The 22,734-nt window shown below is 42.8% G+C and carries 24 protein-coding genes; 6 read left to right on the top strand and 18 right to left on the bottom strand.

All coding sequences use genetic code 11. The features are described 5' to 3' along the window. Window positions 1–400: 400 nt before the first annotated feature. Together FYJ53_RS15050 and FYJ53_RS15045 are read right to left on the bottom strand one after the other, a co-directional pair. Window positions 401–1,549: a tyrosine-type recombinase/integrase gene (locus FYJ53_RS15050; protein ID WP_154557461.1), complete on the bottom strand. Its 1,149-nt coding sequence runs from the start codon at window positions 1,547–1,549 to the stop codon at window positions 401–403. 647 nt (window positions 1,550–2,196) lie between these two features. After that, entirely contained in the window at window positions 2,197–2,784 is a 588-nt protein-coding gene (locus FYJ53_RS15045; RefSeq protein WP_154557460.1) for a helix-turn-helix transcriptional regulator, read from the bottom strand. A 146-nt stretch (window positions 2,785–2,930) separates the two neighbouring features. Between FYJ53_RS15045 and FYJ53_RS15040 the strand changes: the two genes are divergently transcribed. The 6 genes from FYJ53_RS15040 to FYJ53_RS15015 all read left to right on the top strand — a co-directional run bounded on the left by FYJ53_RS15040 (window position 2,931) and on the right by FYJ53_RS15015 (window position 6,591). Next, entirely contained in the window at window positions 2,931–3,125 is a 195-nt protein-coding gene (locus tag FYJ53_RS15040) for a helix-turn-helix transcriptional regulator (protein ID WP_154557459.1), read from the top strand. Between the two features lie 12 nt (window positions 3,126–3,137). Continuing rightward, window positions 3,138–3,356 (top strand): helix-turn-helix domain-containing protein, encoded by a 219-nt coding sequence (locus FYJ53_RS15035; RefSeq protein WP_148427513.1) that lies wholly within the window; start codon window positions 3,138–3,140, stop codon window positions 3,354–3,356. A gap of 102 nt (window positions 3,357–3,458) precedes the next feature. After that, window positions 3,459–5,519 (top strand): phage/plasmid primase, P4 family, encoded by a 2,061-nt coding sequence (locus FYJ53_RS15030; protein ID WP_195840259.1) that lies wholly within the window; start codon window positions 3,459–3,461, stop codon window positions 5,517–5,519. Window positions 5,520–5,648: 129 nt separating this feature from the next. Beyond that, on the top strand, window positions 5,649–5,858 hold the full coding sequence (locus FYJ53_RS15025) for a hypothetical protein (protein WP_154557456.1): 210 nt from the start codon (window positions 5,649–5,651) through the stop codon (window positions 5,856–5,858). After that, entirely contained in the window at window positions 5,855–6,022 is a 168-nt protein-coding gene (locus FYJ53_RS15020) for a hypothetical protein (RefSeq protein WP_154557455.1), read from the top strand. The genes FYJ53_RS15025 and FYJ53_RS15020 overlap by 4 nt, the downstream gene beginning before the upstream one ends. A gap of 320 nt (window positions 6,023–6,342) precedes the next feature. Next, window positions 6,343–6,591 (top strand): hypothetical protein, encoded by a 249-nt coding sequence (locus FYJ53_RS15015; protein WP_154557454.1) that lies wholly within the window; start codon window positions 6,343–6,345, stop codon window positions 6,589–6,591. Window positions 6,592–8,136: 1,545 nt separating this feature from the next. Here the strand turns inward: FYJ53_RS15015 and FYJ53_RS15010 are convergent. From FYJ53_RS15010 to FYJ53_RS14940, 16 genes are all read right to left on the bottom strand, one after another. Continuing rightward, entirely contained in the window at window positions 8,137–8,469 is a 333-nt protein-coding gene (locus FYJ53_RS15010) for a recombinase family protein (protein WP_154557453.1), read from the bottom strand. 12 nt (window positions 8,470–8,481) lie between these two features. Beyond that, window positions 8,482–10,185, bottom strand: coding sequence for a recombinase family protein (locus FYJ53_RS15005; RefSeq protein WP_154557452.1), 1,704 nt, complete (start codon window positions 10,183–10,185; stop codon window positions 8,482–8,484). Between the two features lie 95 nt (window positions 10,186–10,280). Further along, window positions 10,281–10,451 carry a hypothetical protein gene (locus FYJ53_RS21190; protein WP_195840258.1) on the bottom strand — a complete coding sequence of 57 codons (171 nt, stop codon included), beginning with the start codon at window positions 10,449–10,451 and terminating at the stop codon, window positions 10,281–10,283. 406 nt (window positions 10,452–10,857) lie between these two features. Then, window positions 10,858–11,103 (bottom strand): helix-turn-helix domain-containing protein, encoded by a 246-nt coding sequence (locus FYJ53_RS15000; protein WP_154557451.1) that lies wholly within the window; start codon window positions 11,101–11,103, stop codon window positions 10,858–10,860. Continuing rightward, a complete protein-coding gene (locus tag FYJ53_RS14995) occupies window positions 11,088–11,522 on the bottom strand; it encodes an RNA polymerase sigma factor (protein ID WP_154557450.1) in 435 nt (144 codons plus the stop codon). The genes FYJ53_RS15000 and FYJ53_RS14995 overlap by 16 nt, the downstream gene beginning before the upstream one ends. A 382-nt stretch (window positions 11,523–11,904) precedes the next feature. Next, window positions 11,905–13,218, bottom strand: coding sequence for an SPFH domain-containing protein (locus tag FYJ53_RS14990; protein WP_154557449.1), 1,314 nt, complete (start codon window positions 13,216–13,218; stop codon window positions 11,905–11,907). A 21-nt stretch (window positions 13,219–13,239) separates the two neighbouring features. Continuing rightward, window positions 13,240–13,764, bottom strand: a complete 525-nt coding sequence (locus tag FYJ53_RS14985; RefSeq protein WP_154557448.1) for a hypothetical protein — start codon at window positions 13,762–13,764, stop codon at window positions 13,240–13,242. Window positions 13,765–13,768: 4 nt separating this feature from the next. Next, window positions 13,769–14,950 carry a leucine-rich repeat protein gene (locus tag FYJ53_RS14980; protein ID WP_154557447.1) on the bottom strand — a complete coding sequence of 394 codons (1,182 nt, stop codon included), beginning with the start codon at window positions 14,948–14,950 and terminating at the stop codon, window positions 13,769–13,771. A 17-nt stretch (window positions 14,951–14,967) separates the two neighbouring features. Beyond that, on the bottom strand, window positions 14,968–15,984 hold the full coding sequence (locus FYJ53_RS14975; RefSeq protein ID WP_154557446.1) for a hypothetical protein: 1,017 nt from the start codon (window positions 15,982–15,984) through the stop codon (window positions 14,968–14,970). Window positions 15,985–16,009: 25 nt separating this feature from the next. Next, on the bottom strand, window positions 16,010–16,888 hold the full coding sequence (locus tag FYJ53_RS14970; RefSeq protein ID WP_154557445.1) for a DUF4428 domain-containing protein: 879 nt from the start codon (window positions 16,886–16,888) through the stop codon (window positions 16,010–16,012). A gap of 34 nt (window positions 16,889–16,922) precedes the next feature. Beyond that, the gene (locus FYJ53_RS14965; RefSeq protein ID WP_154557444.1) at window positions 16,923–17,498 is read right to left on the bottom strand and encodes a hypothetical protein; all 576 of its coding nucleotides are present in this window, start codon (window positions 17,496–17,498) and stop codon (window positions 16,923–16,925) included. Between the two features lie 2 nt (window positions 17,499–17,500). Next, window positions 17,501–18,343: a TMEM43 family protein gene (locus tag FYJ53_RS14960; protein ID WP_195840257.1), complete on the bottom strand. Its 843-nt coding sequence runs from the start codon at window positions 18,341–18,343 to the stop codon at window positions 17,501–17,503. A 57-nt stretch (window positions 18,344–18,400) separates the two neighbouring features. Then, window positions 18,401–20,065 carry an S-layer homology domain-containing protein gene (locus tag FYJ53_RS14955; protein WP_154557442.1) on the bottom strand — a complete coding sequence of 555 codons (1,665 nt, stop codon included), beginning with the start codon at window positions 20,063–20,065 and terminating at the stop codon, window positions 18,401–18,403. Window positions 20,066–20,096: 31 nt separating this feature from the next. Further along, window positions 20,097–20,798, bottom strand: a complete 702-nt coding sequence (locus FYJ53_RS14950; protein ID WP_154557441.1) for a hypothetical protein — start codon at window positions 20,796–20,798, stop codon at window positions 20,097–20,099. Between the two features lie 30 nt (window positions 20,799–20,828). Next, window positions 20,829–21,608 (bottom strand): TPM domain-containing protein, encoded by a 780-nt coding sequence (locus tag FYJ53_RS14945; RefSeq protein ID WP_154557440.1) that lies wholly within the window; start codon window positions 21,606–21,608, stop codon window positions 20,829–20,831. 12 nt (window positions 21,609–21,620) lie between these two features. Continuing rightward, complete coding sequence (locus FYJ53_RS14940; protein WP_154557439.1) at window positions 21,621–22,700, bottom strand: hypothetical protein; 1,080 nt, start codon at window positions 22,698–22,700, stop codon at window positions 21,621–21,623. Window positions 22,701–22,734: the final 34 nt, after the last annotated feature.

The following is a 22,734-nucleotide window of genomic DNA, read 5'->3' as shown; positions in this document are numbered from 1 at the left end:
CTGTATTTTTTATTGACGGGGGTGTGGCATAACGAAGTTCACAGACCTTTCACAGAAGCTCGTTAGTCATCCAGTCTTAATAATAACTTAAATATAGATAATGTGCTCAGTTTAGCGCACATGAAAAATCTTGACCCCTTAATTGACCCCTTAGACGTTTTTTAAATATGAAACATGAGTGTATAGCATTTACGAAATCTCCACAGTTTTCTAGGTCATGAGTGTATATTTAAAAAATGTAAATGCATAAAAATGCGGCTGTAATAATTCAAGTCCCTTTCCTCGCACCATTTTATAAAAAGTAAAAAAGCCCATGAAATCAAGGTTTCAGGGCTTCTTTTATTTTTTGAGTATTCATTTGACCCCTTAATTGACCCCTTACAGATTTTTTAGGGGTATTTTAGAGGGTATTTATAAATTGATTCATGCGTTCTGAGCTTTCTTTTCTCATGGTTTCGGTTACGTGAGCGTAAGTATCCAGTGTGAAAGCCGCTGAGTGATGGCCAAGGTTCTCTTGTACGGTTTTTATGTCATCGCCAATTTGCAGCGATAACACGGCGAAAGAGTGCCGCAGATCGTGAAACCGCAAGTCAGGCATGCCAGCCTTTACGGCGATCTTTTTAAAGTGTGTTGACAGGGTACCATGCCGGATAAATCCGCCAAGCTCGTTAGTAAAGACGAAGTCCAGTGCATTCTCCCACGCAGAACCAGCTTTAAGTCTGTTTTCGGCCTGCTTTGTTCGCACAGACTTAAGAATATCCATGACAAAGGTGCTGGGCTTAATCAGACGTGTTTTCCCGTTTTTCAAAGTGGTAAACTGGCAGCCGCCTTTAAGTTTTTGGTATTGCCGATAAACATAAATGGTGCCTGCGTCAAAGTCCACACAATCCCAGGTTAAGCCGATGATTTCAGATTCTCGCAGTCCAGTAAATAAATCCACAGTGAACAGTGCTTCAAAGGGGTGGCCTTTGATTGCCTCAAGAAAAGCGGGTATCTGTGTTTTATCCAGCGGTTTAATCTCAGCCTTAACAACTTTAGGCAGCTTACACACATCGGCGGGATTAGAGGCGATATAGCCCAGCTCAAGGGCTTGCTTTAGCCCTTTATGAAGTACGCCGTGAATGTTTTTAACAGTTTTGGCCGAGTAATGCTCAGAGATTCGGTTATAAAACGCTTGTATCTGGTGCGGTTTAAGGGCCGTTAATTTCATATTGCCCAAAGCAGGCGCAATGTGGTTATTAATCTGTGTACGGTAGGATTTTAAGGTAAGAGGCTTAAGATTAATGGTATATTCATCAAGCCAGATGCCCAGCCAGTCAGAAACCTTAAGCTTTGACGGTTCTGTATATGTTCCGTTATCGAGGGCAGCCGTTACAGCATTTAACTTCTTTCTGACCTCTGCCTGTGTTTTACCATACACAGACTTTCTGATCTGCTTTCCAGTTCCCGGATCACGGCCAACAGTATAACGGGCCTCCCAACGCCCGTCAGGCCGCTGTCTTATGTTGCCGGAGCCCTGAGCGTTTCGAGTATCTTTTTTTCGTGGCATATATAAGCACACCCTTTCTTAAAAAATGTAACACATTGGCGTATCTTGCCTTCCATTTTTTCTTTGTTTTTAAGCTTGAATGTGCTATAATATAAAAAGAAACAGGGACACCGGGCACGGTAGCCCCAATACTTCATTAACGAATAACCGTCAAAGTTTTCTTAGGGCTGGACGGTTATTTGTCTTTTTTGATGCATTCAAGGATAAAAGCGATTAACGCCAGAATCAGAATTAACTGGTTACTGTCCATAAGCATCACCCCATCTCTGGGGCACAATTTACCGTACCGGTGCCGCAAGGTATCCCTGCACGGTTGATTATAGCACATCCACCCGTCTGAATACAATCAGGCGGGTTTTTTATTCTGTTTATGATTTGTTGACATCAATAAAGTGGTTCTTTACCTAAAAAGTATTTTCTCCTGTCTGAGGGGCAATATGGAGCGTTTAATGGGTAGCTGTGAAATAAAGCCCCCTTTCATACGTGATAAAACAAAACATTCACCAGCGGGGTAGCAAAACACGATACCCTTTTGGACGTGATTGTCTGAAAGTTATTTGCCGATTTTGTCGTATAAGTCTGACACATAAGCATTGACCAGCGCACAATACTGTACACTGCTACTTATAGCTTTGATTTTGAGATGGTTATTTTAGGTCATCGTCTTTCTTTCGATATTCGGCTATTTTTGTTAAATCCGCTATGTTTTCAACGGCTTTTTGTTGGCCTTTTTCGTTTAAAGAATCAAAATTAACTAATAAGGATAATTCAAGTTCAGATAAAGCATATTCAGAATTTGTGTATTTAAGTAAACTTTCAAAATAAGGTACATCTTCTTTTTTTGAAGCGTATACTTGTGCCATGGGAATATCTAATAAATCTTTCAAAGCTATCATAGTTAAGCGATTCAAAGGATATTCACCGGATTCAGCAGCTTTAACCCATTCTACATCACACTCTAATAATTTTGCGCATTCTTCATAGTTTAGGCCCTTTTTTAAGCGGCACTCTTTTAATAATTTTGAAAAGTCGACAGCAGGAGAAAGATCAAGAAGATCAGCACTTGTCACCCCTAGAGCTTCTGCGATCTTTTCAAGAGTTTCCATTGTTGGATTTGTGCTTCCTTTTTCGTATCTTCTAACAGTGATTAAAGATACGTTTGCTTTTTTTGCTAGCTGTTCTTGAGTTAAATTCAAGCGCTTTCTATACAGTCTTATATTTTCATTTAAACTCATTTTATCGTTCGCTCCTTTTTGGTCATTGTATCATAAAATAGATCATAAATGAAATGTTTTTAAAAAAATGTTTGATTTATGGTCATATATGATCTATAATTAAACTCATAAAGTATCATATATGATTTGAAAAAGGAGGTAATCATTTGAAAATTAATCAGCAGAAACTTGATATTCTGATGGCTAAGCAGTGCATTGACAAAATGACACTGGCAGAAAAGGCAGGTCTTAAGTATCCAACGATTAGACGAGCCTGCCAGAGGGAAGGAACCAGGCCCGCAACTGTGGGTAAAATTGCCAAAGCCCTTGACGTAGATGTCACAGAACTATTAGAAGATTAGGAGGTAATGCAGATGGCAGAAAAAATAAAGCCGCGCAAATTAACGTATTCTGTCCCGGAAATGGCCGTTGCTTTAGGGGTTAGTGCTCCAAAGGCTTATGAGCTGGTCAACCGTGCAGACTTCCCAAAAATCAGACTGGGGAAGAAAATTGTTGTCCCGATACAGGAATTTGAAAGCTGGGTTTCAACACATGCCTATGACGATGCTGAAAATTGGATTCAGGAAGGGTAAGTGTGGCTGCGCTCCATGACAATCAATGATATTTTAAGCAGATTAGAGGGGGTAAAGCCAGGAGCCGGTCCGAATCAATACATTGCCCGGTGTCCGGCTCACATGGATCAGCATCAGAGCCTTTCGGTTGGTGTCGGCACGGATGGGCGTATATTGTTAAACTGTTTCGCGGGCTGCGATACCGGGGAGATTGTAGAGGCAATGGACTTGACCATGAAGGATTTATTTGTGGAACAGCCCAAAACGGAGACAGACTATCCGGTTTATTATTATACCGATGAAAAAGGCAACGTGCTTGCCAAAAAAGAGCGCTGGCAGGGCCAGAGAAAGGGGTTTACATGGCATCGACTCGATAGCTCTGGAGAATGGATTAAAGGGCTAGGGGACGGCGTTGACAAGCTGAAAATGCCCCTCTACAACCTTAAGGCGATTACCGAAACGCCGCCGGACAAGCCGGTGTATCTGGTAGAGGGCGAAAAAGACGTTGAGACTTTGCGCGCTTACTGCTTTACGGCCACCACGACACCGAACGGCGCCAGCACCAAATGGGGTGATACCACATACATAAACCCGCTCAAGGGCCGTGATGTTTATATCATACCAGATAATGACAAAGCCGGGTATGCCTATGCCCAGAACGCCGCGATCGCCTTAAGCAAGGTAGCCAAAAGCGTCAAGGTTCTTGAACTCAGGAGAGTCTGGGCGGAGATACCCGAAAGAGCGGACATCAGCGATTATATCGCAAAATTTGGCTATCAGAAAGCGAGTGAGGGACTTAAACAGTTAGAGGCTGAGGCGATCGCCTTTGAGACGGCAGACGAGCCGGAGACGCATAAAAAGATTGACTGCTCATCGTTACAGCTCTACACGGTTAACGAAAAGACGGGGCTGCCCTCGAAACCGATTGACGAAAATGTTAAAACAGCTGTTCTTGAGACACATCATATTATTGTGATATCAGGTAAGCCGTGGATTTACAAGGATGGTGTTTACTTGAATGATGAAAAGGGTGTTTTGCTCAAGTCTTTTATTGGGGAGTTGATACCGACCTATATCTGCAATATCCGGCATATTAATAATATTTACCAGTTTGTTTTATCCGACCGCCATATACAGCGAACGATCCATGACATTAACCAGTACCCGGAGCACTGGATCAATTTTAAAGACTGCATGCTGGACGTTGAAACGCTTGAAAAGCACCCGCATAAGCCCGAATACTACGCTGTTAATCAGATACCGCATAACTGTCCGGATACCCGCGATTTAACGGGAAAATATCCCGGCAGCACCCTTGAACGCTTCTTTAAAACCACCATACCGGACGAGGAAGACCGGCTGATGTTCTTCCAGTATGCTGGTTACTGTATGACACGCTGCACCTATTTACAGAAATTTATGATCCTCTACGGCCCCGGCGGCACAGGAAAGTCTACCATCGTAAATCTAACGATTGATGCCATCGGGCAGGAGAATGTATCATTTCTCCCGCTGCAAACACTCAATATGACTGACGGTAAGTTTGCCACGATCCAGCTCATGGGAAAACTTCTTAATGCTTGTTCAGAAATTCCCAGAAAGGCACTGACCGATACCAGTGTTTTAAAGCAAGCGACCGGAGAGGATCAGATCAAGGGGGAATACAAAGGCGGCAGCATTTTGTTTTTTAACTCCTACGCAAAGCTGCTGTTTTCAACCAACAATATCCCACTTAACAGAGATGAAGGCTCAAATGCTTTTTACCGCCGGATGATGATTTTAAGCATTGATAAAAAAGGGGAATATATCCCGGAGTTGAAGAAAAAGCTACAAAAAGAGGTGTATATTTTTATCAGTGTAGCGGTGCAGGCACTGCACGTCATGTGCACCCACGGGAGCAGAAAAATACATGAAAGCCCAAATTCTGTTAGAGCGGTTGAGCAATATCGCTTAGATTCTGACCCGATTGCCCGTTTTATTTCTGAAAGGTGCACTTTGGGAGCAGGTTTAGAGCAGCAACGGGAGCAGGTACACAACGCTTTTTCTGTATGGACAGCAGAAGAAGGCTGTGAATACATGAGTAACCGGGCTTTCTATAAATGCCTGAGAGATAAAGGGTTTGACACAGATAGAATGTCTCATGGAATCCGTTATATTGTAGGACTTCAACTTAAAAATGAATAAGCAGGAGCAGAAGGAGCAGCTTTTTCTAACCCATTGCACATTTTTATATAATATCTTATATTACGTAATATATAGCGCAGAATAGAAAAAATGTGCTCCAAGTGCTCCCGATTGAAAGGAGACTTAAAAATGATAATTCAAAAAAGAGTAAATGCAGCGTTAACAGTTATTGAGCAGGACATAAAAGATGCAAAAGAAGAGATCAATAGAATATGGAATAGCTCAGAAGAAGAGATAAAGAAAAAGGCGTACCCATGGTCTATGGATGATGTACTAGAATCACACATAGATAAATTATTAGTTTTACGTGACATTCTGAAAGGAGGTAACCAGCGATGACCTGGGCAGAAGATTATATTTGTAAGTTATCATCCGAGATTCACTCAGTATTGAGTCATGCGGATGATTACGAAGAACTGATCACACAGCTTGAAAGCCTTGCGGAAGACATTGACGAAGCAGTGGCAGGGCTAAGAGAAATGTATGAAGATGAAGATTGTTAAAACAACGCCGTCCGAAATGGGGACACCGTTCAGCCGTCCGAAAAGAGGACGCTTCAAACGCTCGACGAAAAACGTCGTCCGTTCGGTACGAATTTCGTCCTGAATCTCTGGACGGAGTTCTATCGTAAGAAAAGCGTCGAGCGAAAACAAGGCGATGACATAGACCTTGACCCCGGAGCTGCCGGCGGGACATCTGGCAGGAAATAAAAAAGGCTTACCGCTACCAACAGTAAGCCAAAATACAGAAAGGGCCTGAGCCCCCTAGAAAGGTACTATGATTATATCACGATGGGCAGGCGCAGGCAAGAGGTAAAGGAAAAGTGAAAAAAGAAATGATAGATATTAGCGATTTTGTTTTAGCGATTCAAATTTTAACAGAGCGTATCCGTGTGTTAGCGGATGATTTGACTCAGGATTATTTTGGAAGAGATCTAAACGGCAAAGATGACTTATGGAAAGTTAAATGTGGCTATCATAGCGCAGGGATAAAAACAGAAATACTTGACGCAATGGTTGTTGAAGCCGATGAAAAATTAGCTCAATTACAGGAATCATTAAAGAGGGCCTGACATGTCACTTAAAATTTAATCAAGAAAAGTAAATGCTAATTGGCTGCGGTATAATACCGTGGCCTTTTTCTATATCCCCCGGTATACCGTTATATTTGAGCAATAGAGGCCGTATGACCACGCACCCCAGACACACACAAAAAACCCCTAAAATGAAATATTAAAAGCCCCCCCCTGTCCTCTACCGCTGATTATTTTAAAACTGCGACTGGGCGGGTGTGGTGTTTCCAATAGAGCGGCCATCAGAATATTTTTTTATTGATCATAAAGCCATCCTGACATTTCTGACACCCAAAAAGGGGCCGCGCTTTCGTACGTGCGTAACCAAAGCCTTATATTTGTAGGATTTCCACCTCGTACACTATAGCGGCTGACGAAAAGAAAAATAGCCCTATGCCGCTGGGGTGAAACCTGCCCGGTGGGGAGGGGATGCCGCCCACAGTGCCATGTTCAAAGAATGTGCTTTTAATGTTGGGGTTTGCCGATTTTACAGGATCAAAAAAGGGGACGATATTGTCAGATTTGTAAGCCCCTAAAAAAGGAGTGTTTCTATCCTGAGATTTCGGAGGCCTTAAAAAAGAGGCACACTGTAGAGGAGAGAGGACAAAATTGTCCGGGGCTAAAATAGATTGCTGAGAAATGCTGAGGTTCAGATACACAAGATGTTAAGAAATGTTAAGGTTAAAACGATATAAAGTGTTAACGAATGTTAACGTCAAAGTGCAATAAGGCAGATGCTAACATTTGCTAACGTTATAATCTGTATGTTGAGAAATGTTGAGGTTTGGTAACGTTATAGAGTATTTTACAAAACGACAAATACCGAAAAAGTGTGCATTTACAAAACCGACGAATACCGCCTTGTATGCACCCTTAGACCGCCTGAAACCTTGATTTTATCCGAACGCAGCGTTGCAAAACGTTCGGTAACGTTGCGGAGTACTACAACGTTACTTTTGGAGTACTACAACAAAAGAGTGTGCAACCTTGCAACCTGAAAAGTTGCAGCCTGTAGCCTTTGGAGCGTGTTTAAATAGGCAGGGGGAAGGGCTTTGAATCATGTTGATCCTCTACCTAAGAAACCCTAAGATAAAATATAAAAACCTGAAAAAACCTGAACTTCTCTCATGCGCGCGAGGAGTGTTCTTTTTTGTCGTCCCCACCCACCGGTCTCCAGAAGAAATTAAAAACTGTATTTTTTATTGACGGGGGTGTGGCATAACGAAGTTCACAGACCTTTCACAGAAGCTCGTTAGTCATCCAGTCTTAATAATAACTTAAATATAGATAATGTGCTCAGTTTAGCGCACATGAAAAATCTTGACCCCTTAATTGACCCCTTAGACGTTTTTTAAATATGAAACATGAGTGTATAGCATTTACGAAATCTCCACAGTTTTCTAGGTCATGAGTGTATATTTAAAAAATGTAAATGCATAAAAATGCGGCTGTAATAATTCAAGTCCCTTTCCTCGCACCATACCGAGTGTTCTTACAGAACTTGAACGGTTCTGGCAAGCGCTCGGTTTTTTATTGTCTAAATCATCAGTATATCGGGTAGCTTTCACAGCTTCCGTCTGTGCTGATGATATTTTTATTGTTTTTTTCGGCGGTTCTCAAAATCCCTTGCAGTACGGATATGTTTCTTGAAAGACCGCTTATGTTTGGCATTAAAATATTTCTTACAGATTGATTTTGCAAAAGCCCGTTTAGCGTTTCACTGTAAGCGGCTAAACCGCTTCGCTGTTCGATTACAAAATCAGTAATTTCATAATCGTGTTTCTTTGCAAACTGCCTTAATTCCTGTTCTCTGTCGTTTAGCTGTTCACGGGTAGCAACCCGCATATAGCAAACAACTTTCTGCTTTTTCTTGCTCACAGGCTCACTCCCTCAGCTTGCACAGGCGGCATAATGAACATCTACGCCCTGCCTTGTATGTACCGATACATTGTTTTCGGGTAACTTGTCAAGGTCGGGTATTTCAATCGCGCCTATACAGTTATAATGAATGGTAAGCCTTTGAACGGTTTTACCGTCAATCTTTTCGGATTGGTGTACTTCGATTTTTTCAATCAGTTCGTTTAACATTCTCGGCGTCAGCTTTCTTGCCCGCGTGTATTTACGGACGGACGCCATAAACATATCGCTTGTTACGGCCTTGCTTTTTTCGCTTTCAAGCTCCGTTTGCAATTCCTTAATGCGTGAGGAAACTTCTTTTTGCTCCGACTCGTATTTGACAGACATTTTTGCAAATCTATCATCACTAATCTTGCCGCAGACATTATCCTCATACAGATGTTCAAACAGATTATCAAGTTCCTTATCCCTTGCAGTGAGTGAATTTAATTCCTTTTGTTTTAGCTGCCGTTCCTGTTCGGCGGCTTTTATGGAATGTCCCATAACAATTTTAGCAAATTCACTTTCATACTGCGTTGCAAGTTTTGTCAGCCTTCTGATTTCACCAAGTACAACCTTTTCCAAAAAGTCAACCCGTATGTAATGGGTAGAATTACAGATTTTCCGATTACCCTTGTTATATCCCGAACAGTTGAAGTATTGTATATCGTGGTTTGCCTGATTGAAGTGATACCATAGATTACTGCCGCAATCCGCACATACAAGCAATCCCGAAAACATATTTTTCTCGCCGTCGGCTTTTTGCTTCTTGCGCGTTTTTCTGCTTCGGCGTTCCTGTATCGTTTCCCAAACAGCGCGGTCAATGATTGGTTCGTGAACATCTTTGAATATCACCCAATTTTCACGGTCATTAGCATAACGCTTTTTGTTTTTGTATGACTTTGAATAGGTTTTGAAGTTCAGAACATCACCGCAATATTCCTGTTTGGAAAGTATTGATACAATCGTTGAGCTTTTCCATTCACAGCTTAAAGCCGTTTTACTTCCCGGACGACCAATGCCCTTGCTTATCCAATAGCTTGTCGGTATCAGTACATTTTCGCTTGCAAGAATATCCGCAATCTGATGTGTACCGACGCCCTCTAATGTCATATCAAAAATCCGTCTTACAACATTTGCCGCTTCTTCATCAACAACCCAGCTTTTGCTTCCGTCAGGATTTTTCATATATCCATACGGCGGCATACCCATAGGCTCGCCTGCATTTCCTTTAATCTTGTTGCTGATACGGCGCTTTTTGGAAATATCACGCGCATACCATTCATTAAAAAGATTTTTTATCGGAGCAAGCTCGTTTTCACCCTCCTGCGTGTCAATGTTATCCGAAACGGCAACAAGCCTTATATCGTGTTCGGGTAGAAATTCTTCGGTCAGTTTGCCGACCTCAATATAATTCCTGCCGATACGGGAAAGGTCTTTTACAAACAATGCAGATGATTTATTGTTTTCAAAATCTTCTATCATTCTGATATAATCAGGTCTGTTCATAGTAACGCCGGAAATACCGTCGTCAATATAAATCAATAAGTTTGTATATCCCTTTTCCTTAGCAACCGCCGTGAGCAGCTTTTTCTGATTTCCGATACTGTAACTTTCACCGTCTAAATTATCATCACGAGAAAGCCGTAGATATAACGAGGCCGTAACCTCTCTTTTTTTATTGCTTGACTGTCTCATACGTCCTCCTTTCACCGACAGTCAATAATCAGCATACTTATATTATACCGCCTTTTATCCAAACTGTCAGCCCGTTAAATGATAATTCTTCAAATTTATTTATCCGACTTTATCAATCGAATTAAAACCGTTCCCAAAGTTTCCTTTGCCTGTTCCTTAAAAACAGGCTCCACAACAAAAGAATTTTTGTCAAAATCGTAGGTTGTGGGCTTTGCAAATTCAGCATTGTTTTTTTCTTCTTTTATATTATTTGTTTTACTATCCATAGCAATTTACCTCATAGCATAAATTCCTAATTTTTTAGCAAATCCAAACGGCGCCGGCTGCGCTCCACGGGAATTGCACCCCTGCACGGTTCTCGTCCAGCCGCCCAATGCTGTGAAGCGTTCAAGGCGGGAGTATCATTATTGCGCCCGCGCGTCATTGCTTGCAGACTGCCACATCTGCAACTACGGTAAAAATGGTTATCGCTCCGCCTTAAAAGGTATCGTCGCGCATTTTCCGTAAAGCTCGGCACGGACGGAATGTGTTTGTTTGCCTATGCAGCCCAAAGGGGCGTTGTCAAGGAACAATCGGCATTTATCAGCCTGTCAAAGCACACTTTGAAAATGCGTTTTGACGGAATGACAAATAAAAGGGCGGAGCACAGAGAGGGAATGTGCTCCAATAAGTTTAAGCGGGCAAAATTTTGAAATCGGAAATTATGCTGAATATCAGTTTTGATTTCAGACGGTTTTCCATATCTGAGTCAACATAAAGATATTCGTTACCGTATTCGTCTTTCAATATCCGTGTTGCCAGCTTTCGTATGTAATTACGATAGTGCTGCAAAATATACGCGATTGCAGAAGGCTCCGCATTCATTGTCGCAGTAATTACAGTTACCGGTATGTCTGAGGCTTTTATATGTCGTCCCATTGAATACCCTCCTTTTCCAAGTAATCTCGCAGCAGCTTCAAAGTGCTTGTCCGTCTCTTACATATCGTTTGCTGTATCGCATTGAGTGTTCGACCTATCTCTGCGTCGGTCATATCCATAAAATACGAAAGCAAAATAATCTCTAATTTTTCAGGGGGTAGTTTCATCAGAGCTTTCGCTAATTCGTTTCCGACAACAACGATTTCTTTATCAAGCACTTTGAAAATGTGTTCATCTGCAAAATAGGTATCATTTGCCGACAATTCCAACAATTCATCGCTTGAAAGTTCTGTAAGAGATGTTTCGTGTTCACGCTGCTTTGCATATTCCGAGTGGATATTATGCGCTTCATTTTTCAGCACCCTTGAACAAAAGCAGCCAAACTGATTGGAGATACGTTTATTGTCCTTATCTGTCATTTTCTCACCTCCTTTCATTGCGAAAGTAGGTGTTTCTTTTCCCTCTCATATAGGTAACAGAGAAATTGCAAATTTTACAACCTCGATTTTCAAAAAATGCAAAAAGGCGCAGAAGCTTTTTCAAAAGCTCCGCGCCTTTCCATATAGATGTTTTGTGCTATTTCTCTGTATAACCCGAATATAGCTTAACCAATAATTTTCAATTTTTCTGCTGATTATATCATACACTAATATTGATTGTTTGAAATAAGCTATTTGGATTATAGAGCGTTGCTGCAACATTCGCATTTTCCGCGGCTTCCGTTTCGGAGGCCTATCATTCCGTCACAAGCAATATTATCCCTTTTATCTTTCTATTCAAATATTGTCTTTTACGAAAATTTTATTGCTTATCATTCTCATCAAACACATCACCACATTCTGGACAGAATTTCGGTGGATTTGCTGGATCTTCCGGTTCCCAACCACACTTATCGCACTTGTACAAAGGTGTGCCCGCAGGCTTGGAACTTCCGCAGTTTTGGCAGAACTTACCTTTGTTAAGTGTACCGCAAGAACACGTCCAGCCATCTGCTGACGGCTGTGGTTTTCCGCAATTCATACAGAATTTACCCATATTGCCGCCCTGACCACATTCACAACTCCAGCCGGAAGGTGCCACCTGCTGAGGTTGCTGTTGCTGCTGTTGTCCCATAGCAAAGAGATTAGCCGCATTGGCACCACCTGCATTCTGCGCCATATTCATGCCGAAAAATCCGCCCATAGCGCCCATGCCGCCCTCGTTTTTCGCCGCATCCTGCATAGCTTGAGCCTGCGCACCCACCATATGCGCCGCCGCCATTGTCGGATTGCGGAATGCCGCGTTTCTTTGAATTTCTTTAATCATTTTTTCGTCTTCTTCCGAAGCGTTTACGGAGGAAACACCGAACACAACAATTTCAATGCCTCTTAAATCTCTCCATTTTGCGGAAAGAACGTCGTTTAACGCATCGCCGATTTCCATTGTGTGCGCCGGAAGCGAACTGTATCGGATTCCCATATCCGAAATTTTTGCAAATGCCGGCTGAAGCGCTGTGAGTAACTCCGTTTTCAATTGGCTGTCAATGGTTTCCCGTAGATACATTTCGTCAACATTGCCGCACACGTTTGTGTAAAACAGCAAAGGATTTGTAATTTTGTAGGAATACTCGCCGTGACAGCGGATTGCAATATCTACATCAAGACCTATATTATTGTCTACAACACGAAAAGGCACCGGTGAAGGGGTTCCGTATTTATTGCCTATAATCTCTTTTGTATTGAAAAAATAGACTCTTTGGTCTTTTCCCGGCTCGCCACCGAAGGTAAAACGCTTTCCGACCTCGCCAAAGCTTTTTTTGATGTTCTCGCTCAGGTTTCCATAGAAAATGCTGGGCTCCGTTCCGGTATCGTAAACGAACTCGCCCGGTTCCGCACAGATATCAACCACCTTTCCGCTTTCCACAATCATCATACACTGCCCATCGTTGACATTGATAATCGAACCATTTGAAATAATATTATCCGTTCCTTTTTTGTTTGAGCTTCTGTCTCCGGCTCTCTTTTCGCCTTTTGCCACAAGAACGTCAGCGTCCAAACTCTCACAATAGAAGTAGTCTCTCCACGAATCGGCAAGCACACCGCCTGCCGCGCCTATTCCCGCCTTTAATAATCCCATATATAATACTCCCTTTCAAAATTATTGTTTATACTCTGTTATATCCCATACATCTTCTGTGCATATCAGTTTACCGTTTTCATCTGTTTGCGGCGTAAATTCGTGTCCGCCGTGAGTGTATATGCAAATCTTTACATCTGCGCCGCATTTTAATACAAACGGCGTACCGTCATAAAATTGCAAGCTGTTTTCCGCATCGCCAATTTTGCTGATTTCGGTTTCATCGGCATATCTCGGAATAATAAGATACATTTTATTCCCGCCAAAATCATACTGCTTTATTTTTTTCTTGCTTTCTTCGGATAGACCCGAAAACAGCTTGTCAATATAATATTGAGTGTTTTTCTCCTCACTTAAGTACACAACAGCCCAAAACGGATACCCCTCATATTCATCAAACGGCAGGGTATTTGCGTATTCGGTACGATAATCACCATCAACATATACCATACCCGGGCCGTCCAGAATATCCGGCTTCGGCGCTTTGCACCCAAACAGATTTGCAAAAATAGTAATGATTGAAATAAACTTCACAAGTTTCACCATGTTCTTAACCTTTTGACAACCCAATCCGCATATCATTACATAAAATTCTTGCAATAAACGCCGCCGCTTCGCTGCGTTTTACCTGTGCATTCGGATAAAAGGTCATATATTCGTCACTTCCTACCGCAATTCCCCTGCGATAGAGATCAAGAATTTCATATGCAAAAGCTGTTGTATCATATACATCGGGAATATCTGTCAGCGGAACATCGGGATTGATTTCATAAGGCTCGGTATCACAACGAGAGAACATATATGCCATTTCCGCTCTCGTTGCATTTTTATCCCAGTCAAAGGAAATGTGATCGTCTATGATATTGTTATAATAGCAGTAATCTACGTAAACATCATACCAATGCTCGCCATAACCTTGAAATTCCGTTTCTAATCCGCTGTTATAGGCGTGAATACACGCCGCAATTTTGGCCGTCTCCGCACAGGTAAGACCAGCGTCGGGATCAAAAACAGTTTGACTTTTTCCATTTATGATTCCGAAACTATATGCCGTCTGTACATACGGATAGTACCACGCATCATTATTCACGTCTTCAAACGGCAGAGAAACGTCCTCTAAGTACTTGCTTCCCTTAAAGCCGCAATCTTCGCAGTAAATCATATTTTCACCGAAAATATCCTTTTCGGTCATACTTTCCACAAGCGAGGAATGAATTTTTCCAAAGTCGAAATTATTGTCGCCTTTCGCATTGGATATTTTTTCTCGCATAACGTCTTCACTTACCGCACACGGAATATCGAACCGTATATAACCCGTGCCTATAAACACATCATAATCAAATTGAACCTGTTCTGAGTTTAACGTAACCACTGAAAGTTCGGAGCAGTTTGCAAAGGCATGTTCGCCTATGGAAGTCACGCTTGCGGGAATATCGACATATGCGGCAGTGCAGCCCTCAAAAGCGTTTGTATTGATTTCCTCAATTCCTTCTTCTATATATACTGAAGAAATTCCAATGTCGAAAAACGCCATTACGCCAATTTCCTTGATTTTTGTTCCGTCAATTTCAGTAGGTACAACAACATTTTCTCCGCCGTAATATGACGTTATAACGCCGGCAGCAGTATATTCATAATCTCCGTCCGATGATTTTAATACATCAGGCTCTGCAAAAGCAGTAGTATTCACTAACAAAGCAAACAAAGCCAAAATCGCCGCAATTTTCTTCATATTGCTTCACCTCCGCATCAAAATCCCTTGATTCTGTATAATAGTGCCTCGGCAGTGTCATCTGCTCTTTTTGCGCCGCAAAGCGCCAGCACAGAACCGTCTTCCATAGGAACGAATTTTTTCAGCCAAACAGCCTCTTCTACACCGAACAGTGATTTTGTTGAATCGCTTTTTCCAATAAAAGTTCCGTCGTTTTTGATAAGATGGATTGTGGAAACAGAGGCGGTCATATATCCGTTTTCCGTTTCCGTCATAGCGCTGATACCATTACCAAATAATTTCTCGCTGCTTCTTGCTATTTCGTTTCCGGCAGTATCAAACGCAACAAGTTTCTGTTCATTTTCGATTGAACCTGCCACAAGCGCATGATTTCCTACCACCTCAATTGCTGCGACTTTGGTGAACGGCCCTTTTATCTGCGCGGGGTCGCTTGATCTGAGTCCGGAAATTACCCACGGTGTTGCTGTACCCCCGGAAATTTTTGTGATAGCGTCACGTCCCGTAAAATAGGTCAAAGCAAAATCCTCTGTCTGCGAAACACTGATATTTCCGCTTTCTACCGCTTCGCCTATCTGATTTCCTTCGCCGTCATATATTTTCGCTGCGAACACGCCTCCGTCTGCATAGAGCTGACCTTTTCCGTCAACGGCAATCCCGTTTGAATTGGAAATATTCATTTCTTTTTCTAAGGTCAGGGCATTGTCTGCAAGCGTATATTTTTTGATAATTTTATCGCCGTTTCCGATATAAACGGTATCGCCTGATACCGCCATACACGGTTTTGATTGGCTTGAAACCTGCATCGGCTCATCAAGATTGACAAGTTCTGCTGTCAGTGTAACATCACCAATAGTTACAGAGCCGGGGGTGGGGTTCAGCGGCTCGGAAACTGCCTTTTGTGTAGGCTCCGGTGTTTGTTTTGAATCCGATGTCACCTGTGTGTCGGTTTTATCATTGTTATCTGTTTTGCCGCCACAGGCAGCAAGGGATATTACACATACAAACGCTAAAATAAGCGCTAATAATTTTTTCATTGATACGTCCTCCTAAACATTAAATTTACGACAATTTTGCCTCTGCTTCGTCTGCACGCCTTGTATAAACCGCCATTCCGCCAGTATTTGCGTCCTCCACAGCGTTGATATTTTTCTCTAATTTCGCTTTTTCTTCGTCCGTAATAGAATCTTCTCCGTTTTTAATTGCCTTAAATACAGTACCGAAGGTCTGCGCCATACCAACCGCTCCCTGAAGCTGTCTTTTTTCTTCCTTGCTCATTCCAAAATCAAACAATCCTTTTGAACTGTCGTGAATGCCGAAAATATAATCAAAATGGCATTTTGCATTATGAGCATATTCGGCATCCCTTCTGTTGTTCTTGCTGAAGCAGACCTTGATTTCCTGCTTGATGTATGGATGCGGACGCAAACCCTTTTTGTTGTCCATGTTTATATTGTTCATATTTCCGCCCAAAAGTTTGATTTTCAGACCTCCGCCCTTAAATTCGGGATTCTTGCCCGGTTCGCTTGCCGGCGATTCATCGTAGTATTCCTCATAGCTTGCCACCTGGTCATATCGGAAAAGCTCGTTCATTTTACCTCTGCCGGTGTAACTTCTATACTTAATTCTGAACATTCCCAAATCATCGCAAAATTCAATGCCCGCCTCTTTAAGTGTAGACGGAAAGGGTTCCTTTTTTCCTTCTTTGGAGTAGACCTCTTCAAAAAGCCTGTTCTGTCGTTTCATATATTCAATATGCCCTTTAATTTCGTCTAAAGTCAGTTCACTTAGCCTTATGTATCTGGAACATTTATCACCGCAGCCATCGCAGAGAAAATCCCCGTTTTTGATTTTTGTGCGGCTCATCACTCCGCACTCATTCCCGCATAACGCACAGGTCTTTTTCCCAAATTTATCTTTGAAAAAACCTCCTAATCCCATTGTTCATACCTCCTTTTAATGTGTTATTTTACATTCAACCGGAATTTCGGCTTGAGATTGCATTTCCGCAATACTCGCATTTGCCGGAGCTTCCGGCGCGGATTCTTGTTGTTCCGTTGCATTTTTCACACACAATGTTGACAAAGCCTGTTTTGCTTCCCTTGCGTCCCGAAAGAATAACGCATGGCGATCCCTGCTTTTGCAGAGTGCAGTCACAGAACACTCCTTTTTCGAAAAGCTTCTCAAGCTCGGAAATCACCTTGAACGGCGGTTTTCCGGATTGATTTGCAAGCTCATTGATTGTCACCGTGCCATCGACATCGCACATAAAGATTGAGTTGTAACGATATGCACGCGCCGCCACTCTTCCATTTTTAATGCCGTTTAACAAGAGCAGTGCGGACGGAACAATCATGACTACATTGGTAATCAAGTTATCGCGAAGATTTTCGTTATACCCTGTAACCCCCGAAATAATTCCAAACAGAAAAACCGCCGTGAAGAATCCGCCTATGATTATTTGTATGTGCTTTTTTATTGTAAGCCTTGCAATTGCAATTTTTGAAATATATGTTCCGCCGTCGGAAAACATTTTTTTATTTGTCCCCATTTTTACTGCCTCCGGAATGCCATCATTCCAACACCGATTATTGCAAGCAATATTCCTGCCACGATGCCGAAAATCGAGCCGCCGCGCACTCCTTTTTTGTTCTCCTCGGTCAATTCCTCCGCAGTCATAATGCCCTTAAAGGTCGTTACCGAATCAATGTCCTCGGCTTTTACGATCGTATCGCCCTTTTGTATGCCGATAATCGTATATTCGAGCGGATCGTCGGGCGAAACGATGCCGTAGGATATTTTTTGAGATCCGTATCCCGTTGATGAGTACATACCTGTTGTTTTTTTCGGCAGCCAATGTTCTTTTGAAACGCAGTAGCGGCTTTCTTTTCCGCCCGAAAGCACCTTCCAGCCCGCATTAAGGCTCTCCTCGTCATATTGCGTAAATTCGGTGTTTCTTATAATGGGATTGAGCAGCTTGCTTTCCACCTTAAACTCACCGAGCACGGTAGGTGCGGCGAGCACGGTCGTTGTAAGTATCTCGGCATTGATTCCGAAATTCGCCTTTTCGCTGTAGTCGGTATTCTCCGGATGCCAGTCCCACACTTTTTCATCATCGCTGCCGGTATCCTGTTTATAAGTCCAAACCGTTCTTTTCGCCGTTACCCCCGGGAGCTTAACACCCGTTATGGGATCTTGAAGCTGTTCGGCGGCTTTAAGCGTTCCCGAAACAACCACAAGCTTTCCTTCATTGTCGGGAAGAATTCTGCCGTCCTTGATTGTTACCGCAGCTCTGATTCTCTCGTAGGACTGCGGTGCTGACACAAGAGCTTTTACGGCAAGCGAAGCAAAGAGCAAGCCTCCTATAATCAGTATAACGCCAATTATTTTTTTCATAGTCATTCCTCCCTATATATTGAATGAATATTTACTCAAAATATTTACCCTTTACCCTTACAGCCTACCATGTATATTTCTGACGATATATCTCAATATCGCTTCGTTTGAGATAACGCTGTTCCCGTCCGCATCGGTAATGACGCAGCGAAGTCGAATAACTGATTTGGTACTCAGCAGTTTAACCGTATCCGTATCAGCGTCGGTAACGGTGTTTTCATCGGTATTACTGAGTTTGTTCCATGTTTTTCCGTTGCTGACTTCCCATTGATAGCTGTACGGGGCCTTTCCGCCTGCCGCTACTACCGTAAAGGAAACGGTTTTGCCGACTCTTGCCGTTACATCTTCGGGTTGTGTAACAATAGACAGTGGTGTGGTTTCCTCTTTTTCAAATGCAACGCCCGCGATTACCTCCGTAACAATAAAGGTACCCAATGTTCTCCCACTGTCGCGCACGGTAAGCTCTTGCCCTACATACCATACGCCTGCGGATTTGGGGAAAATAACAGACACATTTTCTCTTGTTTCGCCGGGAGCAACCGCTTCACCGTTTAAATCGGCAAATCGCCCTGTGACATCGCTTGTATAATAAAACTGTGCTTTATCCTCCTGTGCAATCGGCGTTTTTCTTCCACCCTCCTCAGAAGATAGAAGTTTTAGCGTGCCTTTCAGTCGGTTTGCGATTGTAAAATCAGCGTCTGCGCCAATAACGGCGTCGCCTCTTGCAGCCATATCCTTTGTTATCTCCGCATTGAGCAACAAACCAATATTATCGCCCTTTTCGGCACTGTCCAAATTTTTTCTGTACATTTCAATTCCTGCGGCTGTGGCTTTTGTAACAGTCCCGTCGCTATGTACAATTTGCAGCGCATCTCCCAATTTAATGGAGCCGCTTACCACTTTTCCGGTAAGAATTGTCCCCTTGCCCGTAATGGTCAATACGTCCTCAGCGTACATTAAAAATTGCTTGGAGGTAAGTTCCGTCGGCGTATTTCCGCCGGACGGTTCTTTTGTCGGCTCTGGCTCTTTTGTCGGTTCCGGTTCTTTTGTTGGTTCTGGCTCTTTTGTCGGCTCTGGCTCTTTTGTTGGTTCTGGTTCTTCTCCCATACTGAATAAAATTCGCTTATCCTCATTCATCATACGGGTAAGAATTGCTGCAACCTCACTGCGTTTAATGTTTGCAAGCGGATCGCAGTTATGCGCTTCGTCTACACCCGTAAGAATACCTGCGCGGTAGAGTTTGTAGACAGCCGCTGCATAAGACCGTGAAGAAGGCACATCAGGGATTGCGTCATTGGGGACGTTGTTGATTGCTTTCAGTCCTTCAGCGGGAAGCGCATTTGCGAAAATTTCCATATATCCCGCTCTTGTTGCGTTGTCGTTATAATTATAATTTTTTGAAATAATATGGTTATCCTCGCAATAGTCAACATACGGACGATACCACGGATTGCCTGCTTTGAGGGTAACAGTGCCCTCAAGATATAACTGGTTCATACAAGCCGCCAGTTTAATTGCCTCTGCATAGGTGAGATTATCCTCCGGCGCATAAGAAGTTTCACTTTTTCCGTTTACCAAACCGCTTTCTACTGCAATTTTAACATCATTGTAGTACCACGCTGCCGGCTTAACGTCCTCAAAATTCATTTCTGCGGCAAAGGTCATTGGAATAATGCCTATGCACATTACAATACTTAATAAAAGTGCAATTGTCTTTTTCATTTTTTCATGTCCTTTCAAATAATTTCAGATTTTATGATTGCTTTGTGCACCCGAAAACAAAGTAGTCATCGTCTGTGGAATAATTAACATCAATTCCGTTGTCGGTAATATCCCAGTTTATATTCAGTTCATCACCGTCAAGACTGCCCCAATCACCCACAAGCGACCATTTGTGACTTCCCAAATCCTTTCCCTTAAAGGTAACCTTTGCGGTATGGTCTGCGGCAAACTCCATTTTCAGTTCGTCACCCGAAAATCCTTCAATCGGGTCGCCCAAAACATCTGTGACCGTATGCGACTGCCATATTCCAAGCATTCTCTTATCTGACTCAGGCAAAGTGTTTTCGAGTTTTGCCGCCTCGCTGCCTTCTTTTGCAAAGGTCAGCTTCATTCCCATATTCAGCATATTGTCAAAGGTTATGGTGTCTTGTCCGATTGCACCCACAATGTCTGTGCCGCTTATCTTTACCGTGATATTTTTATCATCATTTGTCCACTTAATGGTATCGCTTTCGCCATTAACGGTCATTGTTCCCTTACCGCCGCTTTTTAGTTCCAAGCCAAAACCGCTGATGTCCTCGCCGGTTAAGGTCATTCCGATTGCTTCGCCCGAAACCGATATGTATTTTCCCTCATACTCTGCATCCGTTCTGCCGCTTCCGCCACAGGCCGAGAGCATAAATACTACGCACAAAACGCCTATCATACCCGCAAAATTCAAATATTTTTTCATGGCAAATTCCTCCTGATTTTTAAATTGTTTTTAATAGCTTCCGCCCCGTCCGCCGTGGCTTTCGCCGGAAGAGGACGTATGACTGCTGGAATTAGATTTTGGTTTCTCCGTTTTGATAACAGTGCTGTAAAGAAATATGTCCCTTGAAAGCGCAAGGTTCATGCTGCCCGGTTTCATATAATTTGCGGCATAATCCTGTTTCACCGCTGTTTTCATCTTTTCAAGCTTACGTTTCATGAAAGCAAATGCAAGCAGCAAAGGCAGGAGCAGAGCGCCGCCGATTACACACAGTAGATATTTCATATCGTACTGCTTTTTGTTAAACGGTTTTCCCTGCGCCGCCATTTCCAAAAGCTCACCGGAATATTCGGCGTAGGCTTTAAACGCTGAATGATAATCATTTTCTGTTAAATACGGCAAAACCTTATTTTCCAGATAAGCAAGCCCGTTATCATTAAAGAAGCTCTCGCCGCTGCCGTGTATTGTAAACCAATACTTTCTCGGATTTGCGGACACATACAAGAGTATTCCGTCCGCACCGCCGCCCGCGCCGTAACCGTTATAATCGAATATATCGTCCGCTGTGTTCATCGCATCTTCGCCGGACATTACATTCTCTGTGTATATCGCTACATCAAAATTGTATTGTTTGCGAATTTCTTCAAGCTGCTCGGATAGCTCATCAAGTTGGTTTTCTGTGAGATACGCCGCCTCGTCTGTAATCGGAGGGTTTTCAAACACCGCAAATGCCGGAAATGCCGAAGCTGCACAAATAATCATAACAGTAATCGCTAAAATAATCTTTTTCACATGATCACCCCCTTAATGCAGCAGTATGTATGCAACGACCGTTGCCGCTGCATATGCAATACCTGCAACCTTTGCAAAATAACGCCATTTTTTTCCGTTATCGATTGGATATTCGCCGACAACCTTTCCCGTCTGCCCGTTAATTGCAAATTGATATATTTTGTTCATATATTTAATATTGAGCATCCAAACAGGAAGAAGGGAATACCTTATTTTACCGTTTGAAAAGCTGACGCTGCTGTTTTCGGGAATTACAGTGGTGTACCCGTTTGTCGTATCTGAAAATACCGAAATAGTGGAATTTTTCACACGCTCATTTGCTCGCTCTATGCTTTCCTCTGCCGTAACGTCGTACTTATCCGCAAGATAACCCGATAGATAAGCGCCGCTAAACTCCTCGGCATCGTCATAATGGAACGGTTCAACCGCTTCCATATATGCGTCGTCTGCTTTTTTCGAGCCATCTACCGGAATATTTGCAAAGCCGACACTGCCGCTTCTGAACAGTTTAAAACAATCTGTCTTTGTGTAATTGTAATTTGAATCACTCCACGTTGTCACGCGTTCTGCATTGTAGGAAATTGCGGCGTTGCAGTCGCAGTCGAACATCCAGAACGGCACATACACGCCCGCCATTTCTTCAATCTTCTTTTTGTTTTTAAATGCGTCCGGAAGAAACGGGGCATTTTTGAAATCCCCTTCAAAAGCAGCCATCGCCGTCTTTTTATCCACCTTAAAAGGAATGATGTAATCAGGCCGCAGTGCTCCTTCAAACTGTCCCTTCACAATGGTTGACTGACCGCAATACGGGCAGACTGTTGAGCCTAACGTATCATCGCCCGTAATTTCCGCACCGCAGGATGGGCAATTATAATTTGCAAGGTTAATCTCACTGTTATCCTCATAGCTTCTGGGTTCATAATGCTCCCAATCATACTTTGACGCGTTTTGCGTTTCGCCCTCTGCTTCACTGAGCTGCTGTATTGCGTCAAGGGTAAAGTCGTTTCCGCACGATTCGCAATGCAGAGTTTCACCGATGAATATAAGCGCGTCACTACAGCAGGGACATTTATAGCTTTGTATTGTATCCATAACAAGTTCCTTTCTTCAAACTTCTGCCGATTCG

Source organism: Eubacterium sp. BL-380-WT-2B (genome assembly GCF_009696115.1).
Lineage (GTDB): Bacteria > Bacillota > Clostridia > Eubacteriales > Eubacteriaceae > Eubacterium > Eubacterium callanderi.
Note: the sequence above shows the minus strand (reverse complement) of the source record. Positions and strands in the feature narration are given on the sequence as shown.